This is a genomic window from Streptococcus suis, from assembly GCF_002960425.1.
GTDB lineage: Bacteria > Bacillota > Bacilli > Lactobacillales > Streptococcaceae > Streptococcus > Streptococcus suis_S.
Map to the genome: position 1 here is coordinate 39,449 of NZ_POIZ01000043.1, position 22,048 is coordinate 61,496.

A 22,048-nucleotide genomic window follows, 5' to 3' on the forward strand; every position below is an offset into this window, starting at 1 on the left:
AACCATTCCTATCATACTACCAAATTATTACTTTTTATTTAAAAAAATATTACAATTCAGTAAAACGCTTACTTATTAGGAACTCTTTAATAAATATAGAGCAACCGCTAAAGAAATCATTAGAAGAATAGCCACAGTATCTGCCCATTTCCAAGCTAAAATACGGTACTTGGTTCTACCTTCTCCTCCCTGATAACCACGCGCCTCCATAGCTGTTGCCAAAGCGTCAGCCCTCTTAAAACTAGAAGCGAACAAGGGAATTAGGATAGGAATGACAGATTTCACCTTCTGGATAAGATTTCCCTCATTAAAGTCCACTCCACGTGCCCTTTGTGCATTCATAATACGGGTGGTATCATCCATCAAGGTCGGTACAAAACGCAAGCTCATGGACAACATCAAGCCTATCTCATGTACAGGAACCTTGAATCGTTTCAAAGGTGACAGACCTGATTCAATACCATCTGCTAAACTAAGCGGCGTTGTCGTCAGTGTTAATAAGGTTGAAAAGAAAATAATCAAGACAAAGCGAACAAAAATAATTCCTGCTTGTTGCAAACTCTCTAATGATACTTTGAAAATCCAAAACTCCCATAGAATTGTCGCACCGGGAGTAAAGAAAACTTGGAAAAAGGTTGTAAAGAGAATAATCCCAATCATTGGTTTTAGACCGTTGATAAAAAACGACAGGCGGATACGCGATAGCACAACCAAACCAATTATAAATCCAATCAACAAGGCATTGGTAATCAGGTTATTGGCCCAGAAAATCATCAAGAGAAAGGCAAACATGGCCAAGAGCTTGCTTCTCGGATCCAAACGATGAAGAATGGAATTCCCTGGAATATAGCGACCCAAAATCAATTTATCCATGCGTCACCATCCCCGTAAATTCGTCGATTGTAATCGGAAGACGTTCAAATACAAAGCCTCTTCTCTCCAAATTAGCTGCAAACTTGGTAATCTTAGGAACACCCAGTTGAATACTCTCCAAAAAATCCACCTCTTGAAAAATATCGACTGGTTTTCCAGAACGCACCAATTTTCCCTTCTCCATAATGTAAACAAAATCAGCATAATTGGCCACATCATCCATCAAATGCGTGACTAGAACAATGGTCATACCTGATTCATGCAATTTCTTGAAAATATCCATCAATTCCTGACGACCAGCAGGATCCAGACCAGCTGTCGGCTCATCCAAGACCAAGACACTTGGTTCCATGGCTAAAATCCCAGCAATCGCTACTCGACGCATTTGGCCACCAGATAGTTCAAATGGACTACGCTCAAACAAGCTTTCATCAATTCCGACCAAGGCCAGCTTTTCACGCGCAATCTGCTCAGCATCTTCCTGAGAAACTCCGAAATTTTGTGGACCAAAAGCAACATCTTTTAAGACCGTTTCATCAAAGACCTGACTTTCAGGAAATTGGAACACAAGACCAACTTTCTTCCTGACTTGCTTAATCTCCTTATTTTCAGACGTTGCTGTGATTACAAAGTCATCAATAACCACTCTTCCTTCTGTCGGCACATTCAATCCATTCAAGAGTTGTAAAATCGTTGATTTCCCCGACCCCGTATGCCCAATAAGCGCCGTATACGAGCCGTCAACAATCTCCAAATCCACACCAAAAAGCGCACGCCCCTCAAAAGGCGTGTCAGCTTGATAGGTATAGCTTACTTCTTGGAGATGAATTCCCATACAGTTTCCTCTAATTCTTCCTCTGTAAAATAGCGGAGCGGTAAATCAAGCCCAGCCTGACGCAAAGATGCTGCCAGTTCTGTTGTAAACGGTCTATCCAGGTCTAAATCTGCTAAATCCTCTCGCATAAATAGCTCAGTTGGAGTACTAACGGACTCAACCTGCCCCTGTTTCATCACAATCACTCGATCGCTCAATGCAACCTCATCTAAATCATGCGTGATGGAAATAACTGTCATCCCATGACGATCCTTAATCTCACGGACAATCTTAATCAAATCAAGGCGCCCTTCTGGATCCAACATAGACGTAGCCTCATCCAAAATAATAATTTTTGGACGCAAGGCTACCACTCCAGCAATAGCTACCCGTTGCTTCTGACCACCCGATAAACGAGCAGGTTCACGCGTTTTAAAATCTGCCATTCCAACCAATGCCAAGGCTTCATTAACCCGTGTCTGCATCTCTTCCAAGGCTATCCCTTGGTTTTCCAAGCCAAAAGCAACATCATCTTCTACTGTTGCGCCCACAAATTGATTGTCCGGGTTCTGAAATACCATACCAATCAGACGACGCTTATCCCAGACATTCTCGACTGTTAAGACATCACCATCAATTACAATATCTCCAGACTCAGCTTCCAATAAACCATCAATCAAACGAACCGTTGTGGACTTACCAGACCCATTATGACCGATGATGGACAACCATTCGCCCTGTTTCACGTGAAACGAAACATCCTTTAAGGTATAATGCTCATCCTCTTGATGATATTTATATCTAAGATTTTTTACTTCAATAATATTTGTCATTACTTAAACGTATCTTTGAACAAAAAAGATGCACCCTTGAAATAGTCATAACCTGAATAAAGGGTAAAGAAAAGAGCGATATAAAGCGTAATCTGTCCCAACAAATTCCAGTGTAAGAGCAGGAAAATCACCGCAAACATCTGTGAAAAAGTCTTAATTTTACCTGGCATAGCAGCAGCTAAAACGGTCCCTCCATTTTCAACCAAGAGCAAACGAAGACCAGTCACTGCCAATTCACGACAGATAATAACAGCCACCACCCAAGCTGGAGCAAAACCAAGCTCCACCAACATAATGAAAGCTGACATGACCAAAATCTTATCTGCCATTGGGTCCGCAAATTTACCAAAGTTTGTCACAACCTGCCACTTACGAGCCAAATAACCATCTAGGTAATCCGTAATACTGGCTAAAGCAAAAATAATCGCCGCTAACACATGGCTAATCGGTGACTGCCAGACAGTAAGAAGGAGGATAAAGATTGGAATAATCAGAATCCGCCCTACTGTCAAAGAATTGGGAATATTTTCTTTTTTCATTGTGTTTCCTTTTTATTCAAATACAAGTCCAATAGAACCTGTATCACTTGTTAATGCTTGGGTATCCAACTTTTGACCTGCAATGGTAATGTCTACCCCCTTTACCACACCTAGAACAAGATAGGCTTCACTAGTACCTTCTGGCAGACTGGTCGTAACCGTCGGATTTTCAGGAGAAAGCACCACTCCCTCTGCCAATTCTGTTCCTGATAGACTAATCCAGCTAGTGACATCTTTAGCTGAAATAGTAACCTCTACTGGATAAACCGTTTCTTTAACAGTCGCTACAATATAGTCACCCGTCCCAGAAATACTGATGTTCTTAGCAGAAGAACTGCTTGAAGAAGTTGTGGACTGCTCTGTCGTACTGGTTTCAGAAGTCGTACTTGTAGCAGTTTGTCCCACAACAGTGTAAGAAGTTTCTGAAGTCGGCAACACCTGACTTTGCATGCGGTTATACACGATATAGGTTATAAAAATGATAATAAAACTAGAAGCAAGTAAGAGATAAAGCAGGGGAAGAAAAGATTTCTGCGTTTTCTTTTTCACTCGATAACTCCTCTTCAATTCTGCTGCTAAGATTTCCTCTTCCCCCTCTTCATGATACTTTATCAAGCTATTGCTATCATAAGCCTCCAAGAGAACATCCGCATCCAATTCTAAAGCATCTGCATAAACCGTTAAAACACGCTCAACATCTTCATGTTCCGCAATGGTCTCAAAATCATTGTACTCCAAGGCCTGTAAGTACCTGGCATGGATCTTTGTCATTCTCTGTAAATCAACAAAAGTCCAACCTCGTGACTCACGCGCTGATCTAAGTACCTCACCTATACTCTTTTGTCTCACTACTAACTCTCCCCTCCGTTCACTTATATACAATACTCTATTCTAACAAAAATCTAAGGAAATTTCGATGAGTTAGGTCCATTTATTTGGGAATAATCGTGAAATCTGTCATATCACAGTTGCTAATAAAGCGACGGCCAGCCTCTCTAATATCATCCAACTGTAGTTCCTGTATCATTTGAGGCAAATCAAATATATTCTCTACATCTGAATACTGAGCCACAAAATGACTGGCAGTAAATTCCAAGGAATTCAAACTCCGAATAAAATCTCCATACATTTCATTTTTTAGCAAGTGCAGATGATTTTCATTCACATCTTCATCTCGTTCAAAATTACGAACAGCTTTCATAAGCATACTAGACAAGGTAATTGGTTCCTGTGTATCACCAGAAATAACCAAATAATGATAGTCTGGAGTAACTTCTAACTGAAATTGGAAGGATGAATCAATCTTACCTTGCTCATACAAACTCTGATATCGTTTTGAAGTCCAACCAAACAACATGGCAAATAAAAGCTGCAAACACAGGCGATACTTTTGTATCTCCTCACGCTCAAATACATCATTACCTCTTAAACCAACCGCTAATTTAGGAGTGGACACTTCAAACTCTTCCATACGGTGTTGAAGAATAGGTAGCTTTTCGATTGGCTTTACTTCAAATTTTGACTTTCTCTCATCAAGTTGCGCAGTCTGATAACTTGAAATTTGCTGCCATACCTGGTCCAAATCAAAATGTCCAATCACAAATAATGTCATATTCGACGGATGATAGAACAAATCAAAATTGTCATATAAATCTTCAGCTGTGATGTGTCCAATCGACTCTACAGTCCCAGCAATATCATGGGCTAAAGGTGTTTGAGGATATAAGGAACCTAGAATACCTGTAAACAAACGGTAATCCACATCGTCTTGGTACATTTCAATTTCTTGTTCGATAATCCCCTGTTCTCTCGCAACATTCTCATCTGTAAAGTAAGGTTGACGAACAAAGGATTGTAACAAAGATAAGGCTGGCAAGACTTCCTGAGTTGTTGAAAATAGATAGCTAGTCTGACCAAAGCTGGTATAGGCATTTGCACTCGCACCAAATTTAGCAAACTCATTCATCACATCTTCTTCATCCTCATTTTCAAACAACTTATGTTCCAGAAAATGTGCAATTCCCGCAGGATAGGCGATTTCCCTCCCATCCTCTAAAAGAAGGTGGGTATGTAAAGCTCCAAAACTAGTTGTAATAACTCCGTAGGTTTCATGAAAATCCATCTTAGGCAAGAGAACTACTGTCAAGCCGTTGTCAAGTTTAGCATAATAGACAGCTTCTTTCATATAAGGATATTTTTTCTCAATTAACTTCATTCCTCTGTCCCCTCCATAAAGTAAACCGCCTGTAAATTTATCATTTTCCCAACGCGAATAATGTCTTCAGTTGACACTTCCTTTACAGCTTCTATCCATTCCATCCAAGTCAAGTTTCGCTCGCCTAAGCTAATTTGATTGTAAACCTGTTCTATCAAATTATTCTGTCTATCTTGAGCCAGTGTTGCTGAGTGAACGAGCATGTTCTTTGTCAACTCTAATTCATCTTCTGTAAACTTTCCACGCTTCAAATCAAGAATTTGCTTACTAATCAGCTTCATAACCTTTAAACGATCTCCACGATTGATGCCAGCATAAACCTTCATCATCCCAGAAAAGATAGTCACCTGACTTCCGATTGTATAAGCCAAACTCTCCTTCTCACGAATATTTACAAATAATTTCGAATGTGAAAAAGCTCCAAGTAGCCCATTAAAGACCATCAAGGCTGGATAATTTACATCATTGTAAAGGACCTGTAAATGATAGGCCATTTCTAAAATCGATTGCCTTGCCTGCTTTCTCTCAACTTTCTCTCTTGTAATATTTGAATACTCTTGTTGGTACTCCAACTCTAGTTTGGGCTTGCGATAGGTAAAATTAAATTGTTCAAATCTTTCTCGAACAAGGTCTTGATTTACGGTCCCAAGTACAAAAATATCAATCTTATCTACACGTAGCATGTTTCGATAGATTTTATATACCGACTCGGCTGTCTCTTTCTCAACCAAATCTAGGCGACTGACACGTGGAATTTGCAAGGCTGGGTCTTGATAAAATAACTTGTTCACTTCGACATCCGCATGATAAAAATTATCCTCTACTTCAGACTCAAGAAAATTGATTAAATTCTTTTTCTCAACTTCAAAAATCTTCTGGTCAAACCCCTGACCTTGCTTTAGTGGACGAAACAGACAGGCATATAAAAAATCAAGAATGGCTCCTGTAATATCCTCATTATTGGGTAGATAGCTTGGATTGGTATAGGAGATTGTAAAATCTACCATATGTACACGTCCACGTTTTGCAACCGATGTTGAAAAATGTGCCCCATATAGCTCTGCTAAGCGTCTACGCATTGCCTGAGCGGAAGGATAATCCTGGTTCCCCATTTCAAGAATATTCGCTACTAATACACGTCCTGCAACCGTTGCCTCATTCATCTCAGCAGCAAAACGCACTTTAATTCTGTTTGTAGTAAACTGATCCGTTTCAATAAAATGCAAATCAATTCCTTCTTGTAATTTCATCTTCTTCCTCTTTCAAACATTGTACCTTCCATTATATCATTTTGTGATATAATATTCTGTAACGAGGTGACTTATGGAATTTAAATTATTTAATGACTACATCACATTACAAGCATTATTAAAAACAACTGGTATTCTCCATTCAGGAGGTGCCATTAAAGGATTTTTAGAAGAAAATACCATCCTTTTCAATGGAGAAGATGAAAAAAGACGTGGTAAAAAAATCCGTATCGGAGATGTTATCACACTCCCAGACCACAACACCAGCATCACAATCGTCGCTCCTAGTGCAGAGGAAATCAAACAGCACCAAGAGGATCAAGCTGAAAAAGAACGTGTGGCTGCAATCGTTAAAAAGTTAAATCAAGAAAATAAAAAGAATAAGAAACAAGTAACCCCTACTAAAAAAAGTACAAAAAAAGCCGATAAGAAGCCTGTCCGCTTTCCTGGTATGTAAACATGTGGCTTGAAAGATTAGAATTACGGCACTTTCGCAACTACAGTCAACAAGATATTGAGTTCAACAAAGGACTCAATGTCTTTTTGGGTGAAAATGCCCAAGGTAAAACCAATATTTTGGAATCTATTTACTTTTTAGCCTTGACACGTAGCCACCGTACTCGAACGGACAGGGACCTGCTCCAATTTCAAGAAAAAGAGCTGTCTATTTCTGGTTTACTCCATCGTACAAATGGTAAAGTACCACTTGACATCCACTTGACAGAAAAGGGACGAATTACCAAGGTTAATCATCTCAAGCAAGCCAAACTATCCAACTATATAGGGCATATGAATGTAGTCCTCTTTGCACCAGAAGATTTACAGCTGATTAAAGGTGCGCCTGCTCTGAGAAGAAAGTTCATCGATGTCGAGCTCGGTCAAATCAAGCCACTCTACCTCTCTGATTTGACTAATTATAACCACACTCTCAAACAACGTAATGCCTACCTAAAATCCACTGACAAAGTAGACGAAACCTTTCTATCTGTACTTGACCAGCAACTAGCTGAATATGGCAGTCGTGTCATCCAACATCGACTTGATTTCCTCAAAAAACTAGAGGAATTTGGAAACAGAAAAGTTCAGGAAATATCTGGCAGTCGGGAAGAACTGACTATCGAATATCAAACCTCAATCGGATTGACAGATGATGTCAATTTAATTGACAAATTCTTGACAGAACTTGAAAAGTCTCGTAAACGTGATTTATTTAAGAAAAATACAGGAGTTGGACCACATCGGGATGATGTCGCTTTCTTTATAAATGGAATGAATGCCCATTATGGTAGCCAAGGTCAGCACCGCAGTCTCGTTCTATCACTCAAACTGGCTGAAATCGAGCTGATGAAGGAAGTCACAAGAGAATACCCAATTCTACTCTTGGACGATGTTATGAGTGAGCTGGATAATAATCGCCAAATCAAACTACTAGAAACTATTACGGATACGATTCAAACATTTATTACAACGACATCTTTAGACCATTTACATAGGCTACCAAATAGTTTAAAAATCTTCCATATTGAGTCTGGTAAGGTTACGGAGTCGGAATAACGGGTGTTTACAAAAATCTTTACAAATTTGTCAACTTTGTTTACAACATAGCAAAGACCCTGTCAATCAGGGTCTTATTTTTGTTTATTGTACTGAATAGTTTGGAGCTTCGTTTGTGATTTGAACATCGTGTGGATGGCTTTCTTTCAAACCAGCACCTGACATTTCGATGAATTGTGCATTTTCATGCAATTCAGCCAAGTTACCAGCACCTACATAGCCCATACCTGAGCGAAGTCCACCAACCATTTGGAAAATCATATCTGCAACTGAACCTTTATAAGCTACACGTCCTTCAATTCCTTCTGGAACAAGCTTGTTGGCTTCATTGACAGATGCTTGGAAGTAACGGTCTTTTGAACCTTGTTTCATGGCTGCGATAGAACCCATACCACGATAGGTCTTGAACTTACGACCTTGGAAGATTTCTGTCTCACCTGGTGCTTCGTCCGTTCCTGCAAACATAGAACCAAGCATAACTGCGTGACCACCAGCAGCAAGTGCCTTAACGATATCACCTGAATACTTGATACCACCATCAGCGATAATGGTTTTGCCAAATTCACGCGCAACACCAGCTGCATCATAGATAGCAGTCACTTGTGGTACACCAACACCTGCGATGACACGTGTTGTACAGATGGAACCTGGGCCAATACCGACCTTGACAACATCCACACCAGCCTCATAAAGAGCACGAGCGCCTTCAGCTGTGGCAATGTTACCTGCAATCAAGGTACGAGTTGGGAAATGGTCACGGATTTCTTTAATCTTGCGAAGAACACCTGCTGAGTGACCGTGAGCTGTATCGATGACAATGGCATCAGCACCCGCTTCAAAAAGGGCTTCTGCACGTTCAAAAGTATCAGATGTGACACCAACAGCACCCGCAACCAAGAGACGACCAAATTCATCCTTCGCAGCATTTGGGAACTCAATGACTTTCTCAATATCTTTGATGGTAATCAAGCCAGACAAACGACCATTTTCATCAACCAATGGTAATTTTTCAATACGATGCTTGTGAAGAATAGCCTCAGCTGTCGCCAAGTCTGTTCCAACTGGTGCTGTTACCAAGCCATCGCTAGTCATGTTTGTAGAAATTGGCTGTGAGTAATCCGAAATAAAACGCATATCACGATTGGTGATGATACCAACCAACTTACGATTTTCCATGGTTTCTACAATTGGCACACCAGAGATACGGTAGGTCCCCATGAGTTTCTCAGCCTCTGCGATTGTGTGCTCAGGAGTTAAGAAGAATGGATCGATAATGACACCATTTTCAGAACGTTTTACCTTACGCACTTCTTCAGCCTGTTCTGCAATAGACATATTCTTATGGATAACACCCAAGCCACCTGCACGTGCCATAGCAATAGCCATTTTGCTATCTGTTACAGTATCCATGGCAGCAGAAATAATCGGAAGATTAAGGGTCAAATTTGGTGCTAATTGCGTTTTTAAATCAATATCATGTGGCAATACATGACTTTCAGCCGGAATAAGTAATACATCATCAAAGGTAAAGCCTTTTTTCAAAAATTTAGTGTCCCAGTTTGACATTTTCTTCCTCTTTTCTTTTTTTGTTACTAGCTATCGCTACAATTATTTTATTTATGATAACATTTTGAAATCATTTGTCAAATATTATTCGCATTAAAACAGGGAATAATAAAAATTCAGAAAATTCTTTACCACTTCCTTTTAGAAATTCGAACGTTTGGTTTTTACTTTATTATAAAACAAATGAAAAAAGCAACGTTTTTTAAACATTGCTCTTCCATCGTTAACCTTATTTAAAGTAGTTAATTCCCATAGCCCCTTTGACTTGATCAAGGGTAGTAGCTGCGACCTGACGAGCTTTTTGGCTGCCTGCTTCTAACATAGCATAGACTTGCCCCATGTCTTTGGCAAACTCGATTCGACGCTCACGGATTGGTCCCAGTTCCCGTTCTAAAATGTCAAGAAGATAGCGTTTGGTTTTCACATCACCCAAGCCACCACGCTGGTAATGCTCCTTCATCGCCTCAATCTCAGCCTTATCTTCTTCACGTCCGAAAACATCAAGATAGTGGAAAACCATATTTCCTTCAATCTTACCTGGGTCTTCTACACGAATGTGGTTTGGATCTGTGTACATGGACATGACTTTCTTTTTGAGTGTATCCATGTCATCTGCCAAGTAAATCCCATTTCCAAGTGACTTAGACATCTTGGCATTACCGTCCAAACCTGGCAAGCGACCAGCTGCCTCATTTTCAGGATAGATGCCCTCTGGCTCCACCAAAATATCCGTCTGATAAGCATGGTTAAAGCTACGAACGATTTCACGGGTCTGCTCAATCATCGGTTTCTGGTCATTTCCAACAGGGACAAAATTTGCCTTGAAGGCTGTAATGTCCGCCGCTTGTGACACAGGATAGACCAAGAAACCAGCTGGAATTCCTTCGCCAAATCCCTTCTGAGCAATCTCCGTCTTCACTGTCGGATTGCGTTCTAAACGAGCCACAGATACCAAGTTCATGTAGTACATGGTCAACTCTGCCAATTCAGGAATTTGACTTTGGATAAAAATCGTTGTCTTAGCTGGGTCAAGTCCTGCTGCAAGATAGTCCAATGTCACATTACCAACTGATTCGATAATTTTTTGTGGTTCTTTGGCATGGTCTGTCAAGGCTTGTTGGTCAGCTAAAAAGACAAATAGTTCATGTTGTCCAGCATTTTGCAGTAGAACACGATTTTTCAAGGAGCCAACATAGTGGCCGATATGGAGTTTACCTGTTGGACGGTCTCCCGTCAAAATAATTGGTTTGGTCATTCCTTCACCTCATCTGATAATTTTCATAAAAAAAGCCCACGCACAGAAACTGTGCAAGGGCGTCAAGGACACGGTACCACCTTACTTAGGAGAACATACTCCCATCTCTATGCACATAAGGCCTGCTAGCCGAATCCTTATTGGTTCGAATTCATTATAAAATCAGTCCATTCACCAATCACCATTACCTGTTTACAGCGACCACAAGCTCTCTAAAAATGGAAGATTACCTACTCTTCTGATTGAACTCTATTATATCTTTTAAAAAATAGAAAGTCAATACTTCCAAGCCTTGACGATAAGCTGGATTTTAGGGATAATAGAAGTTGCATTCTATGATATTCAAATAAGGAGAAGCTATGAAAGAACGGATCAAAGATTTTGCCTATGTAACTTTGGGTTCCATTATCATGGCTGTTGGTTTTAACAGTCTATTTTTAGAGAATAATATTGTTTCTGGAGGAGTTGGAGGTCTTGCTATAGCACTCAATACGCTCTTGGGCTGGAATCCTGCTGATTTTGTTCTCTACTGCAACATTCCTTTGCTCATTATTTGTTGGGTGTTTCTAGGAAAGTCTGTCTTTGTTAAAACAGTTTACGGCGCTATCATTTATCCATTTTGCATCAAGTTGACAGCAGGTTTACCAAGCTTGACAGAAAACCCTTTGCTTGCTGCTATTTTTGGAGGGATTATTCTTGGTTTTGGGCTTGGACTTGTCTTCCTAGGAAACTCTTCTACCGGTGGTACAGGTATCCTCATTCAATTTATCCATAAATACACTCCTCTCTCTCTAGGAGTAACAATGGCTATCATCGACGGAATAATCGTCGGACTAGGTTTTATCGCTTTTGACCCAGATACTGTCATGCACTCCATCATTGCCCTTATGACCATTACTTACATTGTCAACCGCATGATGTCCGGTACCCAATCATCTCGAAATGTCATGATTATTTCTCAAAAATCAAGTCAAATCAAAGACTACATCACAAAAGTTGCTGATCGCGGTGTAACAGAACTTCCAATTATCGGTGGCTTTACAGGGGTGGACAAGCGTATGTTGATGACTACCATCTCTATTCCAGAAATGCAGAAACTGGAGACAGCGGTATTAGAAATTGATGAAACTGCCTTTATGGTTGTTATGCCTGCGAGTCAGGTGCGTGGACGTGGCTTCAGTTTACAGAAAGACCACAAACACTACGATGAAGATATCTTGATTCCAATGTAACGTCATTTAGTTTATCTTTTATTACGTCGTTAACTCGCTTTGCCGTACTACACGAATGTTACTTACTATCGTAAGTATGATTTCCAACCTTCAATAGTCCACTGGACTATTGAAGCTATCTGCAACTTGTTGCCTAGTACTAAAAGCAAACTAAAAGACTATAATTCATTGAAAATTCAAGTTCTTTCTAGTACAATAAAACTAATAGACAGAAATAGAGGAGAAACTATGCTTACAGTATCAGATGTGTCGCTCCGCTTTAGCGACCGCAAATTATTTGACGATGTCAACATCAAGTTTACAGCAGGAAATACCTACGGATTGATTGGTGCCAATGGTGCTGGTAAATCAACTTTCTTGAAAATCCTTGCAGGTGACATCGAGCCATCAACAGGTCATATCTCACTCGGTCCAGATGAACGTTTATCTGTTCTTCGTCAGAACCATTTCGACTATGAAGATGAGCGCGTGATTGACGTTGTTATCATGGGGAATGAGCAACTTTACAGCATCATGAAAGAAAAAGATGCCATTTACATGAAGGAAGATTTTTCTGATGAAGATGGTGTTCGTGCCGCTGAATTAGAAGGTGAGTTTGCTGAACTTGGTGGTTGGGAAGCTGAAAGTGAAGCTTCACAATTACTCCAAAACCTCAACATTTCAGAAGACCTCCACTACCAAAACATGAGCGAATTGACCAACGGTGAGAAGGTCAAAGTTCTCTTGGCTAAGGCACTATTTGGTAAACCAGATGTTCTTCTTTTGGACGAGCCAACCAACGGTTTGGATATTCAGTCCATCAACTGGTTGGAAGACTTCCTGATTGACTTTGAAAATACGGTTATCGTCGTATCCCACGACCGCCACTTCCTCAACAAAGTATGTACCCACATGGCCGACCTAGACTTTGGAAAAATCAAGATTTTCGTTGGTAACTACGACTTCTGGAAACAATCCAGTGAATTGGCTGCTCGTTTGCAAGCAGACCGTAACGCAAAAGCAGAAGAAAAAATCAAAGAGTTGCAAGAATTCGTTGCCCGTTTTTCTGCCAATGCCTCAAAGTCTAAGCAAGCCACTTCACGTAAAAAGATGCTGGATAAAATCGAATTGGAAGAAATTATCCCTTCTAGCCGTAAGTATCCATTTATCAACTTCAAGGCAGAACGTGAGATCGGTAATGACCTCTTGACTGTTGAAAACTTGAAAGTTGTCATCGACGGTGAAACAATCTTAGACAATATCAGCTTTATCCTGCGTCCAGGTGACAAGACTGCTCTCATTGGTCAAAATGACATTCAAACGACTGCTCTTATCCGTGCTCTTATGGGCGATATTGAATATGAAGGTACTGTCAAGTGGGGTGTCACTACTAGTCAATCCTACTTACCAAAAGACAATACTCGTGACTTCGATACAAACGAATCTATCCTTGATTGGCTCCGTCAATTTGCCAGCAAGGAAGAAGATGACAATACCTTCTTGCGTGGTTTCTTAGGTCGCATGCTCTTCTCTGGCGATGAGGTTAATAAACCTGTCAACGTCTTGTCAGGGGGCGAAAAGGTGCGCGTGATGTTGTCAAAACTCATGCTTCTCAAATCAAATGTCTTGGTATTGGATGACCCAACCAACCACTTAGACTTGGAATCTATTTCCAGTCTGAACGATGGTTTGAAAACCTTCAAAGAGTCTATCATCTTTGCTAGCCATGACCACGAATTTATCCAAACACTTGCTAACCACATCATCGTTATTTCAAAAAATGGCGTCATTGACCGTATTGACGAAACCTATGACGAATTCTTGGAAAACGCTGAAGTACAAGCTAAAGTACAAGAACTTTGGAAAGCATAATAAAAAGGCGATTCATTCGCCTTTTCTTTTAAATCTATGAAAACAATCTTTAAAAAAAAATCTACTTATTATCTCCTAGCCTTTTTGATACCTCTAGGCATTATTTCACTTGTCCTAGCCTTTCAAGGTATTTGGTTTGGTAGTGACACCACTATTTTAGCCAGTGATGGCTTTCATCAGTATGTTATCTTTAATCAAACTTTACGAAATACTTTACATGGGAACGGTTCTCTCTTTTATACCTTTACAAGTGGTCTAGGTTTGAATTTCTATGCCCTATCCTCCTACTATCTAGGCTCCTTCCTTTCCCCACTTGTATTCTTCTTTGATTTACAATCCATGCCCGACGCCCTCTATCTTGTCACTATTGTCAAGTTTGGATTGATAGGGTTGTCAACCTATTACAGTTTAAAAGGGATTTATCAAAAAATAGATAGCGTTTGGGCTCTTCTCCTGTCTACATCCTACTCTTTGATGAGCTTCTCTACCAGTCAACTAGAAATCAATAGCTGGCTAGATGTCTTCATCCTCATTCCTATTATCCTTCTCGGTCTACATCGATTGATGGAAGGAAAAAATCAAATTATTTACTATATAGCTTTGACCTGTCTATTTGTCCAAAACTATTACTTCGGTTACATGACTGCTATTTTTCTAACCTTATGGACGCTAGTTCAATTATCTTGGTTAGAGAAACAAAGAATAAAGATTTTTCTTAACTTTACAGTAGTGTCAATTCTATCCGCCCTTAGCAGTCTATTCATGTTGCTTCCTACATACTTAGACTTAAAAACGCACGGAGAGACCTTTACAAAGATTGTCAACTTAAAAACGGAAGACTCTTGGTATTTAGACTTTTTTGCTAAGAATTTAGTCGGTAGTTTTGATACAACAAAATTCGGTTCAATTCCGATGATTTATGTAGGTTTACTACCAATTCTACTGACCATCCTATTCTTTACTTTGAAAGAGATAAAATGGCGTGTAAAGCTATCTTATGCTCTATTACTAGCAACCATTCTGGCCAGCTTCTATTTACAACCTCTCAACCTGTTTTGGCAAGGAATGCATGCTCCAAATATGTTTCTCTATCGATATGCCTGGGTTTTATCTACTGTCCTCATCTATCTGGCTGCAGAAACCAGCATCCGATTAAAGCAGATTTCCCTTAAAAACTTCTATAGAGTAATTGCTTTTCTAACGCTAGGCTTCTTACTGACTTTTTTCTTTAGAGAACAGTACGCATTCTTAGAAGATGTCAACTTCTTATTGACACTTGAATTTCTCATTCTATACAGTATTCTATTCTTACTCCTATTTCGTCACCGACTATCAGCTAAATGGATTGCTACTATTTTCCTACTCTTTGGGCTGTTTGAAATCAGTATCCATACACATTATCAGGTACAGGGATTATCTCAAGAGTGGCATTTCCCTAGTCGCTCCAATTATGAAGAAAAATTGACAGATATTGACAATCTTGTAAAGACTGCTACATCTGATAACACTAGTTTCTATCGTACTGAACGACTATTACCACAAACTGGAAACGATAGTATGAAGTATAACTACAATGGTATTTCGCAATTTTCTTCTATCCGTAATAGAGCTTCTAGCTCAGTCCTAGATAAATTAGGTTTCCGTTCAGATGGAACCAACCTCAACCTCCGCTATCAAAACAATACAATTATCGCTGATAGCTTATTTGGTATAAAATATAATCTTGCAACCCTTGATCCAAATAAATTTGGTTTTTCACTTTATAAAAGTTCCGATACCATCAATCTCTATGAAAGTAGTTTTAATCAAGGTTTAGCTATTCTCACTAATCAAGTTTACAAGGATGTCAAGTTTACGAATCTCACACTTGACAACCAAACCAATTTTCTCAATCAATTATCGGGACTAAATCATAAATATTACTACAGCATTCCAATTAGCTCTGTTCAAAATGCTACAGAGTTGGGAAATCGCATCACTGTGAATAAAGCAAGTGAGGAAACGAATGCTAAGATTAGTTACACCTTAACAGTACCTGCAAATAGTCAGGTTTACCTCAATTTACCAAAGATAACTTTTTCAAATGAAAATCATAAGAAAGTTGTCATCACTGTCAATAATCAGTCAAGTGAATTTACACTGGATAATGCCTTTTCTTTCTTTAATATCGGTAGTTTTTCAGAAGAACAGGTAGTCCAAGTTGACATCCATTTCCCTGAAAATAATCAAGTTTCCTTCGATAAACCACAGTTTTATCGTATTGATTTACTTGCTTTCCAAGAAGCTGCCACTGTTCTAAAAGAAAAGCAAGTGGTGACACAAGCTGAGGGAAATAAGGTAACTGTTGATTTTGAAACAGAGAATGAAGCATCACTTCTTTTTACTCTGCCTTACGATAAGGGGTGGTCTGCAACTATTGATGGTAAGCCAGTAAAAATTCATAGAGCTCAAAAGGGCTTTATGAAAATCGATGTCAAGCCAGGACAAGCACAAGCAATTCTTACCTTTACACCTCAAGGATTTTACCTAGGTTTCATTATTTCTATATGCGCTCTCATTCTTTTTACTAGCTACCAAATTTTTAAACACAAGTATACTAAAAACATCTCAGTATGAATGAATTACTGAGATGTTTTCTTTTTAATTTTAAAAAATAAAACCTTGATTTCTCAAGGTTTCCTATGCTTTATCTACTCCGCCAACAGGGCTCGAACCTGTGACATCATGATTAACAGTCATGCGCTCTACCGACTGAGCTATGGCGGAAAGAATAGTCCGTACGGGATTCGAACCCGTGTTACCGCCGTGAAAAGGCGGTGTCTTAACCCCTTGACCAACGGACCATTTTTCAGAACAATAACTAGTATAATACACCACCTATTTTTTGTCAACACTTTTTTAAAAATTTTTACCGTATTGACAGAGTTAGTTGTTTAATGTACAATAAAGTAGTTAAGGTTCCATAGCTCAGCTGGATAGAGCATTCGCCTTCTAAGCGAACGGTCGCAGGTTCGAATCCTGCTGGAATCATATTGACCTATCGTGAGATAGGTCTTTTTTCTTGCCATAATTTATAATTGATATAAAGGACAGGGATGAGAATTCCGATTAAGGCATATTCTTCAAATTGAAAAGACAGTTGGGTTGCAATAATAACACCTAACATAAATCCTATAATGGTAAATAAAATATTTCTCCCTGTCTTTTTCAGCTCTGCGTCTTGTTCAATCATACCTTTAAACCACAGATAGGCTGCGTTTTTTACATTACCAGTCATCATAACATTGGCATAGGGTGCCCCTCTCAATCTTCTAAAGGTTTCCACCTGAATAGAAGCTACAAAGGCCAAACTTGCAATGGTAAAATAAGCAGGCATAATAGGGGATAAGAAGATAGTCAATAGGATGAAAATCAACATAATGAGACTACTTCCAAAGTGCCAGGACCAAGATTTTTTTTCAAAATACCTCCTGGCTAAATAGGTGAAAAATTGTCCAAACACAAAAAATAAAATAGGGATACAAAAATTAACTACTTGAACAAGATCTCCCTTGGCCATATAGTAAGCAAGAGAGATCACATTACCAGATTGTACACCTGCAAAACGTCCACCTTGGGTCACATAGGTAAAGGCATTGAGATAACCACTGATAAAGGTCAAGGAACAAGCTACGCGTAATCCTTCAAAAACACGATAATCTTTCTGATTCATTCTAACTCCTTGTTTCACGTGAAACTATTTATGGTAGGGACTACCTTGTTGGATCATAAAAGCACGATAAATTTGCTCGATAAGAACCAATTTCATTAGTTGATGAGGAAGGGTTAGTTGACCAAAACTCATCAGTAAATTGGCTCTTTTCTTCACTTGAGGATCCAAACCTAGGCTACCGCCAATGATAAAGGTAATGTCGGAATAGCCGCTCACTGTAATATCAGATAATTTCTTACTGAACTCCTCAGATGGAAACTGTTTACCTTCAATAGCTAGAGCAATAACATAATCACGATCGCTGATTTTAGCCATAATTCGCTCAGCCTCTTTTTTCAATATTTGTTCATTTTCGGCCTGACTTGCCTTGTCAGGTGTCTTTTCATCTGCAAACTCAATCAGCTCCAACTTGGTAAAACGACCCAATCGTTTACTATATTCTGCTATCCCATCTTTGAGATATTTCTCTTTCAATTTTCCAACGGTAATCAATTTTATTTTCATAAAAATATTGTAACATATCCACAGGCTTCTAGTAGACTTAATTCCGAAAAAATCTCAGAAAATCAGAGTTTGTTCACATTATTCATGTGGTTATCCACAGGTTGTGGATTGATTTTTGAAAACTTTAAGCTATAATTAAGAAAGCAGGAGTAATCTTAAGGAAAATGTAAGAAAGGAAAAGAATCCTCTATATGAAAAAATATTTGAAATTTGCTATTCTATTTATAGTTGGTTTTGTTGGCGGTTTAGCTGGAGCGTTGACTGCATCTATCTTTCAACCACAGGTCCAGCAAGCCAACTCAGCTATTACCAGCGTCAGCAATGTCCAATATGATAATGAAACTTCTACAACTCAGGCAGTTGAAAAGGTGCAAAACGCCGTTGTTTCCGTTATCAATTACCAAACTGCAGCAAGTAATAGTCTAAGTGCCATTTTTGGAAATATTGCTAGTTCCGACGAATTAGCAGTAGCTGGGGAAGGGTCTGGTGTTATCTATAAGAAAGATGGAAACACTGCCTATATTGTAACCAATACCCACGTGATCAATAATGCAGAAAAAATTGATATTCTGTTAGCTTCGGGAGAAAAAGTAGCTGGGGAATTAGTTGGAGCCGATACCTATTCTGACATAGCCGTTATTAAAATCGCTGCAGACAAGGTGACAGCAGTAGCTGAATTCGCAGACTCTGACACCATTAAAGTTGGTGAAACAGCCATCGCCATCGGTAGCCCATTGGGAAGTGTTTATGCAAATACTGTCACACAAGGAATTATATCCAGTCTCAGTCGGACTGTCACCTCTCAGTCTGAAGATGGGCAAACCATTTCTACCAATGCTATTCAGACAGATACAGCCATTAACCCTGGTAATTCCGGTGGACCACTCATCAATATTCAAGGTCAAGTTATCGGGATTACGTCTAGCAAAATTACCTCTAGTTCTTTAAGTAGTTCTGGAGTGGCAGTTGAAGGGATGGGATTTGCAATTCCTTCAAACGATGCCGTATCCATTATCAATCAACTTGAAAAAGATGGAAAGGTCAGTCGTCCTGCCCTCGGCGTTCACATGGTTAACTTGACAGATTTGTCAACCAGTCAACTCGAAAAAGCCGGTCTAACTAATACTGATTTGACATCTGGTGTCATCGTTGTTTCTACACAAGCTGGACTTCCTGCAGATGGAAAATTCGAAACCTACGATGTAATTACAGATATTGACGGAGAAACTATCGAAAACAAGAGTGATTTACAGAGTGCCCTTTACAAGCACCAGGTTGGGGATACAATTACTATTACCTACTATAGAAACAATAAGAAACAGACAGTTGACATCAAGTTGACACACTCTACAGATCAACTACAGTAAAAATAAAACAAAGTAGACTTTACAAGATTGTAAAGTCTGTTTTTTTTTGCTAAAATAGGCCTATATGGAAGAACTACGTATTATAAACATTTCAGATATCCAACCCAATCCCTACCAACCTAGAATTCATTTTGATGAAGAGAAGTTAGAAGAGCTGGCGCAATCTATCAAAGAAAATGGTCTAATTCAACCGATTATCGTAAGGAAGTCATCTATTATTGGTTATGAACTCCTAGCAGGTGAAAGAAGATGGAGAGCCAGTCAACTAGCAGGAATGACAGAAATTCCTGCTATTGTAAAAGAATTAAGCGATGATGACTTGCTCTATCAGGCAATCATTGAAAATTTACAGCGTTCAGACTTAAATCCAATAGAAGAGGCCACTTCCTATCAGAAACTCATTAGCAAGGGCCTGACACATGACGAAATCGCTCAGATTATGGGAAAATCACGTCCCTATATCAGCAACCTCCTTCGATTACTAAATCTTTCAGAACAAACTCAAGAAGCTCTTAAAGAAGGAAAAATTTCACAAGGGCACGCGCGTCAGCTCATTGCATTTTCAGAGGAAAAACAAGCTGAGTGGCTTCATGCAATCATCGAAAAAGATTTGACTGTCCGAGAACTTGAAAACACCCTATCTAAGAAGAAAAGTAAAAAAACAAGATCAAAACCTAAAAATCAATTTATAAAGGAACAAGAAGGAGTGCTCAACCAGCTACTTGGAACCACGACAAACATTCTTCAGAAAAAAAATGGCAGTGGAGAAATCCGAATTCACTTTAACAACCTGGAAGAATTTGAACGAATTATCAACAATTTAAAATAAGCCTGTTTATAGAATTTTCGAATAAACACCTTTTTCCACAAAGCATTAACGATAAAAAGCTAGAATCTACACAGGTTCTAGCTTTTATTCACATCCTGTGGAAAACTTTTCTTAACAGTGTGGATTTTAAAAAGTATCTGTGGAAAACTTTTGCTTTTTATGGTACACTAGTCTAACCAATAGAAAATGAGAGGAGGAAATTATGAACAAAGAACAACAATTCTGGCAACGATTTATCGAACTGGTCCAAGCAAGTTTCAAAGCTTCTATTTATGATTTTTACGTTGCAGATGCAAAATTACTGAGTATTGAACAACAAGTAGCCACTATTTTCTTAAATCGTCCCTTTAAAAAAGATTTCTGGGAAACAAACTTTGAAGAGTTGATGATTGCGGCTAGTTTTGAGATTTTCGGTGAACCACTAACTACTCGTTATCAATTTACAGAGGAAGTAACTGACGTAATTCCTACTAACAGAACTCCATACAAACCTTCTAAGCCAGTTTCAAGAACTGATATGGTAGAAGAGGTACTGCAACCTGTCCATTCTGATATAAAGCCCCAATATACCTTTTCAAATTTTGTCCAAGGAGATAACAATCATTGGGCCAAGGCAGCAGCATTGGCTGTTTCTGATAACTTAGGAGAGCTCTATAATCCGCTCTTTATATTTGGTGGACCTGGTTTAGGGAAAACTCATATTCTAAATGCAATCGGTAATAAGGTCCTAGCAGACAATCCTCATGCAAGAATCAAATATGTTTCATCTGAAACCTTTATCAATGAATTATTGGAGCACATGCGGTTAAACAAGATGAAGCAATTCAAGGAAACCTACCGTAATCTTGATTTACTTCTGATTGATGATATCCAATCCATTCAAAAAAAGGAAACCACACAAGAAGAATTCTTTCATACTTTCAATGCACTCCACCAAAAAAATAAGCAGATTGTTCTGACCAGTGATCGTAACCCAGACTATCTGGACAACCTTGAAGAACGGTTAGTGACTCGCTTTAAATGGGGCTTAACGAGTGAAATCACACCTCCTGACTTTGAAACCCGTATTGCCATTTTACGCAATAAATGTGAGGCTTTCCCCTATGATTTCACTAATGATACCCTGTCCTACTTAGCAGGTCAATTTGATTCCAATGTCCGTGACCTTGAGGGAGCATTAAAAGACATTAACCTACTGGCTACCATGCGCAATCTGTCTGAGATAACAGTAGAAGTGGCTGCCGAAGCCATCCGCTCCAGAAAGCAAACCAATCCTCAAAATATGGTGATTCCGATTGAAAAAATCCAAACAGAAGTTGGAAATTTCTATGGAGTTAGCCTGAAAGAAATAAAGGGGTCAAAACGCGTCCAACATATTGTTCACGCGCGACAAGTGGCTATGTTTTTAGCCCGTGAAATGACAGATAATTCCCTACCAAAAATCGGTAGAGAATTTGGTAATCGTGACCATACGACTGTGATGCACGCCTATAATAAGATTAAGAGCTTACTAATGGACGATGATAATTTAGAAATTGAAATTACCAGCATCAAAAATAAAATTCGCTAGCCTGTGTATAAGTTTTTAAAAATACGTCTATTTTTCCACAAGTTGTGAACAAGCGATTTTTCTTAAAGAAAAAGGATTTGAGCC

General features: G+C 39.1%; 19 protein-coding genes and 3 tRNA genes. 9 read left to right on the forward strand and 13 right to left on the reverse strand.

Features of this window, described 5'->3' with window-relative positions; genetic code table 11:
- Positions 1-75 precede the first annotated feature (75 nt).
- From C1G57_RS05515 to yfmF, 7 genes are all read right to left on the reverse strand, one after another.
- The gene (locus tag C1G57_RS05515) at positions 76-873 is read right to left on the reverse strand and encodes an energy-coupling factor transporter transmembrane component T family protein (RefSeq protein ID WP_105114091.1); all 798 of its coding nucleotides are present in this window, start codon (positions 871-873) and stop codon (positions 76-78) included.
- Positions 866-1,708: an energy-coupling factor ABC transporter ATP-binding protein gene (locus tag C1G57_RS05520; RefSeq protein WP_105114092.1), complete on the reverse strand. Its 843-nt coding sequence runs from the start codon at positions 1,706-1,708 to the stop codon at positions 866-868. The genes C1G57_RS05515 and C1G57_RS05520 overlap by 8 nt, the downstream gene beginning before the upstream one ends.
- Positions 1,684-2,520 carry an energy-coupling factor ABC transporter ATP-binding protein gene (locus C1G57_RS05525; protein ID WP_105114093.1) on the reverse strand — a complete coding sequence of 279 codons (837 nt, stop codon included), beginning with the start codon at positions 2,518-2,520 and terminating at the stop codon, positions 1,684-1,686. Before C1G57_RS05525 ends, C1G57_RS05520 begins: the two co-directional genes overlap by 25 nt.
- Positions 2,520-3,059, reverse strand: coding sequence for a CDP-diacylglycerol--glycerol-3-phosphate 3-phosphatidyltransferase (pgsA, locus tag C1G57_RS05530; RefSeq protein ID WP_105114094.1), 540 nt, complete (start codon positions 3,057-3,059; stop codon positions 2,520-2,522). Before pgsA ends, C1G57_RS05525 begins: the two co-directional genes overlap by 1 nt.
- A 12-nt stretch (positions 3,060-3,071) precedes the next feature.
- Positions 3,072-3,908, reverse strand: a complete 837-nt coding sequence (locus C1G57_RS05535; protein ID WP_105114095.1) for a helix-turn-helix domain-containing protein — start codon at positions 3,906-3,908, stop codon at positions 3,072-3,074.
- Between the two features lie 82 nt (positions 3,909-3,990).
- A complete protein-coding gene (gene yfmH / locus C1G57_RS05540) occupies positions 3,991-5,274 on the reverse strand; it encodes an EF-P 5-aminopentanol modification-associated protein YfmH (RefSeq protein ID WP_105114096.1) in 1,284 nt (427 codons plus the stop codon).
- Complete coding sequence (gene yfmF / locus C1G57_RS05545; RefSeq protein ID WP_105114097.1) at positions 5,271-6,524, reverse strand: EF-P 5-aminopentanol modification-associated protein YfmF; 1,254 nt, start codon at positions 6,522-6,524, stop codon at positions 5,271-5,273. The genes yfmH and yfmF overlap by 4 nt, the downstream gene beginning before the upstream one ends.
- Positions 6,525-6,597: 73 nt before the next feature.
- On the opposite strand from yfmF, the gene yaaA reads away from it, so the two are divergent.
- Both yaaA and recF read left to right on the forward strand, forming a co-directional pair.
- Positions 6,598-6,981, forward strand: coding sequence for a S4 domain-containing protein YaaA (gene yaaA, locus C1G57_RS05550; protein WP_105114098.1), 384 nt, complete (start codon positions 6,598-6,600; stop codon positions 6,979-6,981).
- Between the two features lie 2 nt (positions 6,982-6,983).
- Positions 6,984-8,078: a DNA replication/repair protein RecF gene (recF, locus tag C1G57_RS05555; protein WP_105114099.1), complete on the forward strand. Its 1,095-nt coding sequence runs from the start codon at positions 6,984-6,986 to the stop codon at positions 8,076-8,078.
- An 84-nt stretch (positions 8,079-8,162) separates the two neighbouring features.
- Here recF and guaB read toward each other — a convergent pair whose 3' ends face one another.
- Both guaB and trpS read right to left on the reverse strand, forming a co-directional pair.
- Positions 8,163-9,644, reverse strand: a complete 1,482-nt coding sequence (gene guaB / locus C1G57_RS05560; protein WP_105114100.1) for an IMP dehydrogenase — start codon at positions 9,642-9,644, stop codon at positions 8,163-8,165.
- Positions 9,645-9,873: 229 nt separating this feature from the next.
- Positions 9,874-10,899 (reverse strand): tryptophan--tRNA ligase, encoded by a 1,026-nt coding sequence (gene trpS / locus C1G57_RS05565; RefSeq protein ID WP_105114101.1) that lies wholly within the window; start codon positions 10,897-10,899, stop codon positions 9,874-9,876.
- A gap of 359 nt (positions 10,900-11,258) precedes the next feature.
- Here trpS and C1G57_RS05570 point away from each other — a divergent pair, with 359 nt between their 5' ends.
- The 3 genes from C1G57_RS05570 (at position 11,259) to C1G57_RS05580 (ending at position 16,598) form a co-directional block, all read left to right on the forward strand.
- Complete coding sequence (locus tag C1G57_RS05570; RefSeq protein ID WP_105114102.1) at positions 11,259-12,131, forward strand: YitT family protein; 873 nt, start codon at positions 11,259-11,261, stop codon at positions 12,129-12,131.
- A gap of 228 nt (positions 12,132-12,359) precedes the next feature.
- Positions 12,360-13,982, forward strand: coding sequence for an ABC-F family ATP-binding cassette domain-containing protein (locus C1G57_RS05575; RefSeq protein WP_105114103.1), 1,623 nt, complete (start codon positions 12,360-12,362; stop codon positions 13,980-13,982).
- Positions 13,983-14,018: 36 nt separating this feature from the next.
- A complete protein-coding gene (locus C1G57_RS05580; protein ID WP_105114104.1) occupies positions 14,019-16,598 on the forward strand; it encodes a YfhO family protein in 2,580 nt (859 codons plus the stop codon).
- Positions 16,599-16,675: 77 nt separating this feature from the next.
- On the opposite strand, the gene C1G57_RS05585 is transcribed toward C1G57_RS05580, so the two are convergent.
- Both C1G57_RS05585 and C1G57_RS05590 read right to left on the reverse strand, forming a co-directional pair.
- A tRNA-Asn gene (locus tag C1G57_RS05585) sits at positions 16,676-16,748 on the reverse strand.
- 5 nt (positions 16,749-16,753) lie between these two features.
- Positions 16,754-16,825, reverse strand: a tRNA-Glu gene (locus C1G57_RS05590).
- A 113-nt stretch (positions 16,826-16,938) separates the two neighbouring features.
- On the opposite strand from C1G57_RS05590, the gene C1G57_RS05595 reads away from it, so the two are divergent.
- Positions 16,939-17,012, forward strand: a tRNA-Arg gene (locus C1G57_RS05595).
- Between the two features lie 7 nt (positions 17,013-17,019).
- Here C1G57_RS05595 and C1G57_RS05600 read toward each other — a convergent pair.
- Positions 17,020-17,694: a YoaK family protein gene (locus tag C1G57_RS05600; protein WP_105114105.1), complete on the reverse strand. Its 675-nt coding sequence runs from the start codon at positions 17,692-17,694 to the stop codon at positions 17,020-17,022.
- Positions 17,695-17,718: 24 nt separating this feature from the next.
- Complete coding sequence (gene rlmH, locus C1G57_RS05605; protein ID WP_105114106.1) at positions 17,719-18,198, reverse strand: 23S rRNA (pseudouridine(1915)-N(3))-methyltransferase RlmH; 480 nt, start codon at positions 18,196-18,198, stop codon at positions 17,719-17,721.
- Positions 18,199-18,389: 191 nt separating this feature from the next.
- Between rlmH and C1G57_RS05610 the strand changes: the two genes are divergently transcribed.
- From C1G57_RS05610 to dnaA, 3 genes are all read left to right on the forward strand, one after another.
- The gene (locus C1G57_RS05610) at positions 18,390-19,565 is read left to right on the forward strand and encodes a S1C family serine protease (RefSeq protein ID WP_105114107.1); all 1,176 of its coding nucleotides are present in this window, start codon (positions 18,390-18,392) and stop codon (positions 19,563-19,565) included.
- A 64-nt stretch (positions 19,566-19,629) separates the two neighbouring features.
- Positions 19,630-20,394 (forward strand): ParB/RepB/Spo0J family partition protein, encoded by a 765-nt coding sequence (locus C1G57_RS05615; RefSeq protein ID WP_105114108.1) that lies wholly within the window; start codon positions 19,630-19,632, stop codon positions 20,392-20,394.
- A gap of 202 nt (positions 20,395-20,596) precedes the next feature.
- Entirely contained in the window at positions 20,597-21,964 is a 1,368-nt protein-coding gene (dnaA, locus tag C1G57_RS05620) for a chromosomal replication initiator protein DnaA (protein WP_105114109.1), read from the forward strand.
- Positions 21,965-22,048 lie beyond the last annotated feature (84 nt).

Excerpts from the sequence above, each read along its gene's own strand:
- C1G57_RS05515 (WP_105114091.1), bottom strand. The coding sequence starts at position 873 with ATGGATAAATTGATTTTGGGTCGCTATATTCCAGGGAATTCCATTCTT.
- C1G57_RS05570 (WP_105114102.1), top strand. The coding sequence starts at position 11,259 with ATGAAAGAACGGATCAAAGATTTTGCCTATGTAACTTTGGGTTCCATT.
- recF (WP_105114099.1), top strand. The coding sequence starts at position 6,984 with ATGTGGCTTGAAAGATTAGAATTACGGCACTTTCGCAACTACAGTCAA.
- C1G57_RS05520 (WP_105114092.1), bottom strand. The coding sequence starts at position 1,708 with ATGGGAATTCATCTCCAAGAAGTAAGCTATACCTATCAAGCTGACACG.
- pgsA (WP_105114094.1), bottom strand. The coding sequence starts at position 3,059 with ATGAAAAAAGAAAATATTCCCAATTCTTTGACAGTAGGGCGGATTCTG.
- C1G57_RS05600 (WP_105114105.1), bottom strand. The coding sequence starts at position 17,694 with ATGAATCAGAAAGATTATCGTGTTTTTGAAGGATTACGCGTAGCTTGT.
- C1G57_RS05575 (WP_105114103.1), top strand. The coding sequence starts at position 12,360 with ATGCTTACAGTATCAGATGTGTCGCTCCGCTTTAGCGACCGCAAATTA.
- yfmH (WP_105114096.1), bottom strand. The coding sequence starts at position 5,274 with ATGAAGTTAATTGAGAAAAAATATCCTTATATGAAAGAAGCTGTCTAT.
- C1G57_RS05610 (WP_105114107.1), top strand. The coding sequence starts at position 18,390 with ATGAAAAAATATTTGAAATTTGCTATTCTATTTATAGTTGGTTTTGTT.
- yaaA (WP_105114098.1), top strand. The coding sequence starts at position 6,598 with ATGGAATTTAAATTATTTAATGACTACATCACATTACAAGCATTATTA.
- dnaA (WP_105114109.1), top strand. The coding sequence starts at position 20,597 with ATGAACAAAGAACAACAATTCTGGCAACGATTTATCGAACTGGTCCAA.
- guaB (WP_105114100.1), bottom strand. The coding sequence starts at position 9,644 with ATGTCAAACTGGGACACTAAATTTTTGAAAAAAGGCTTTACCTTTGAT.
- C1G57_RS05580 (WP_105114104.1), top strand. The coding sequence starts at position 14,019 with ATGAAAACAATCTTTAAAAAAAAATCTACTTATTATCTCCTAGCCTTT.
- C1G57_RS05525 (WP_105114093.1), bottom strand. The coding sequence starts at position 2,520 with ATGACAAATATTATTGAAGTAAAAAATCTTAGATATAAATATCATCAA.
- C1G57_RS05615 (WP_105114108.1), top strand. The coding sequence starts at position 19,630 with ATGGAAGAACTACGTATTATAAACATTTCAGATATCCAACCCAATCCC.
- yfmF (WP_105114097.1), bottom strand. The coding sequence starts at position 6,524 with ATGAAATTACAAGAAGGAATTGATTTGCATTTTATTGAAACGGATCAG.
- rlmH (WP_105114106.1), bottom strand. The coding sequence starts at position 18,198 with ATGAAAATAAAATTGATTACCGTTGGAAAATTGAAAGAGAAATATCTC.
- trpS (WP_105114101.1), bottom strand. The coding sequence starts at position 10,899 with ATGACCAAACCAATTATTTTGACGGGAGACCGTCCAACAGGTAAACTC.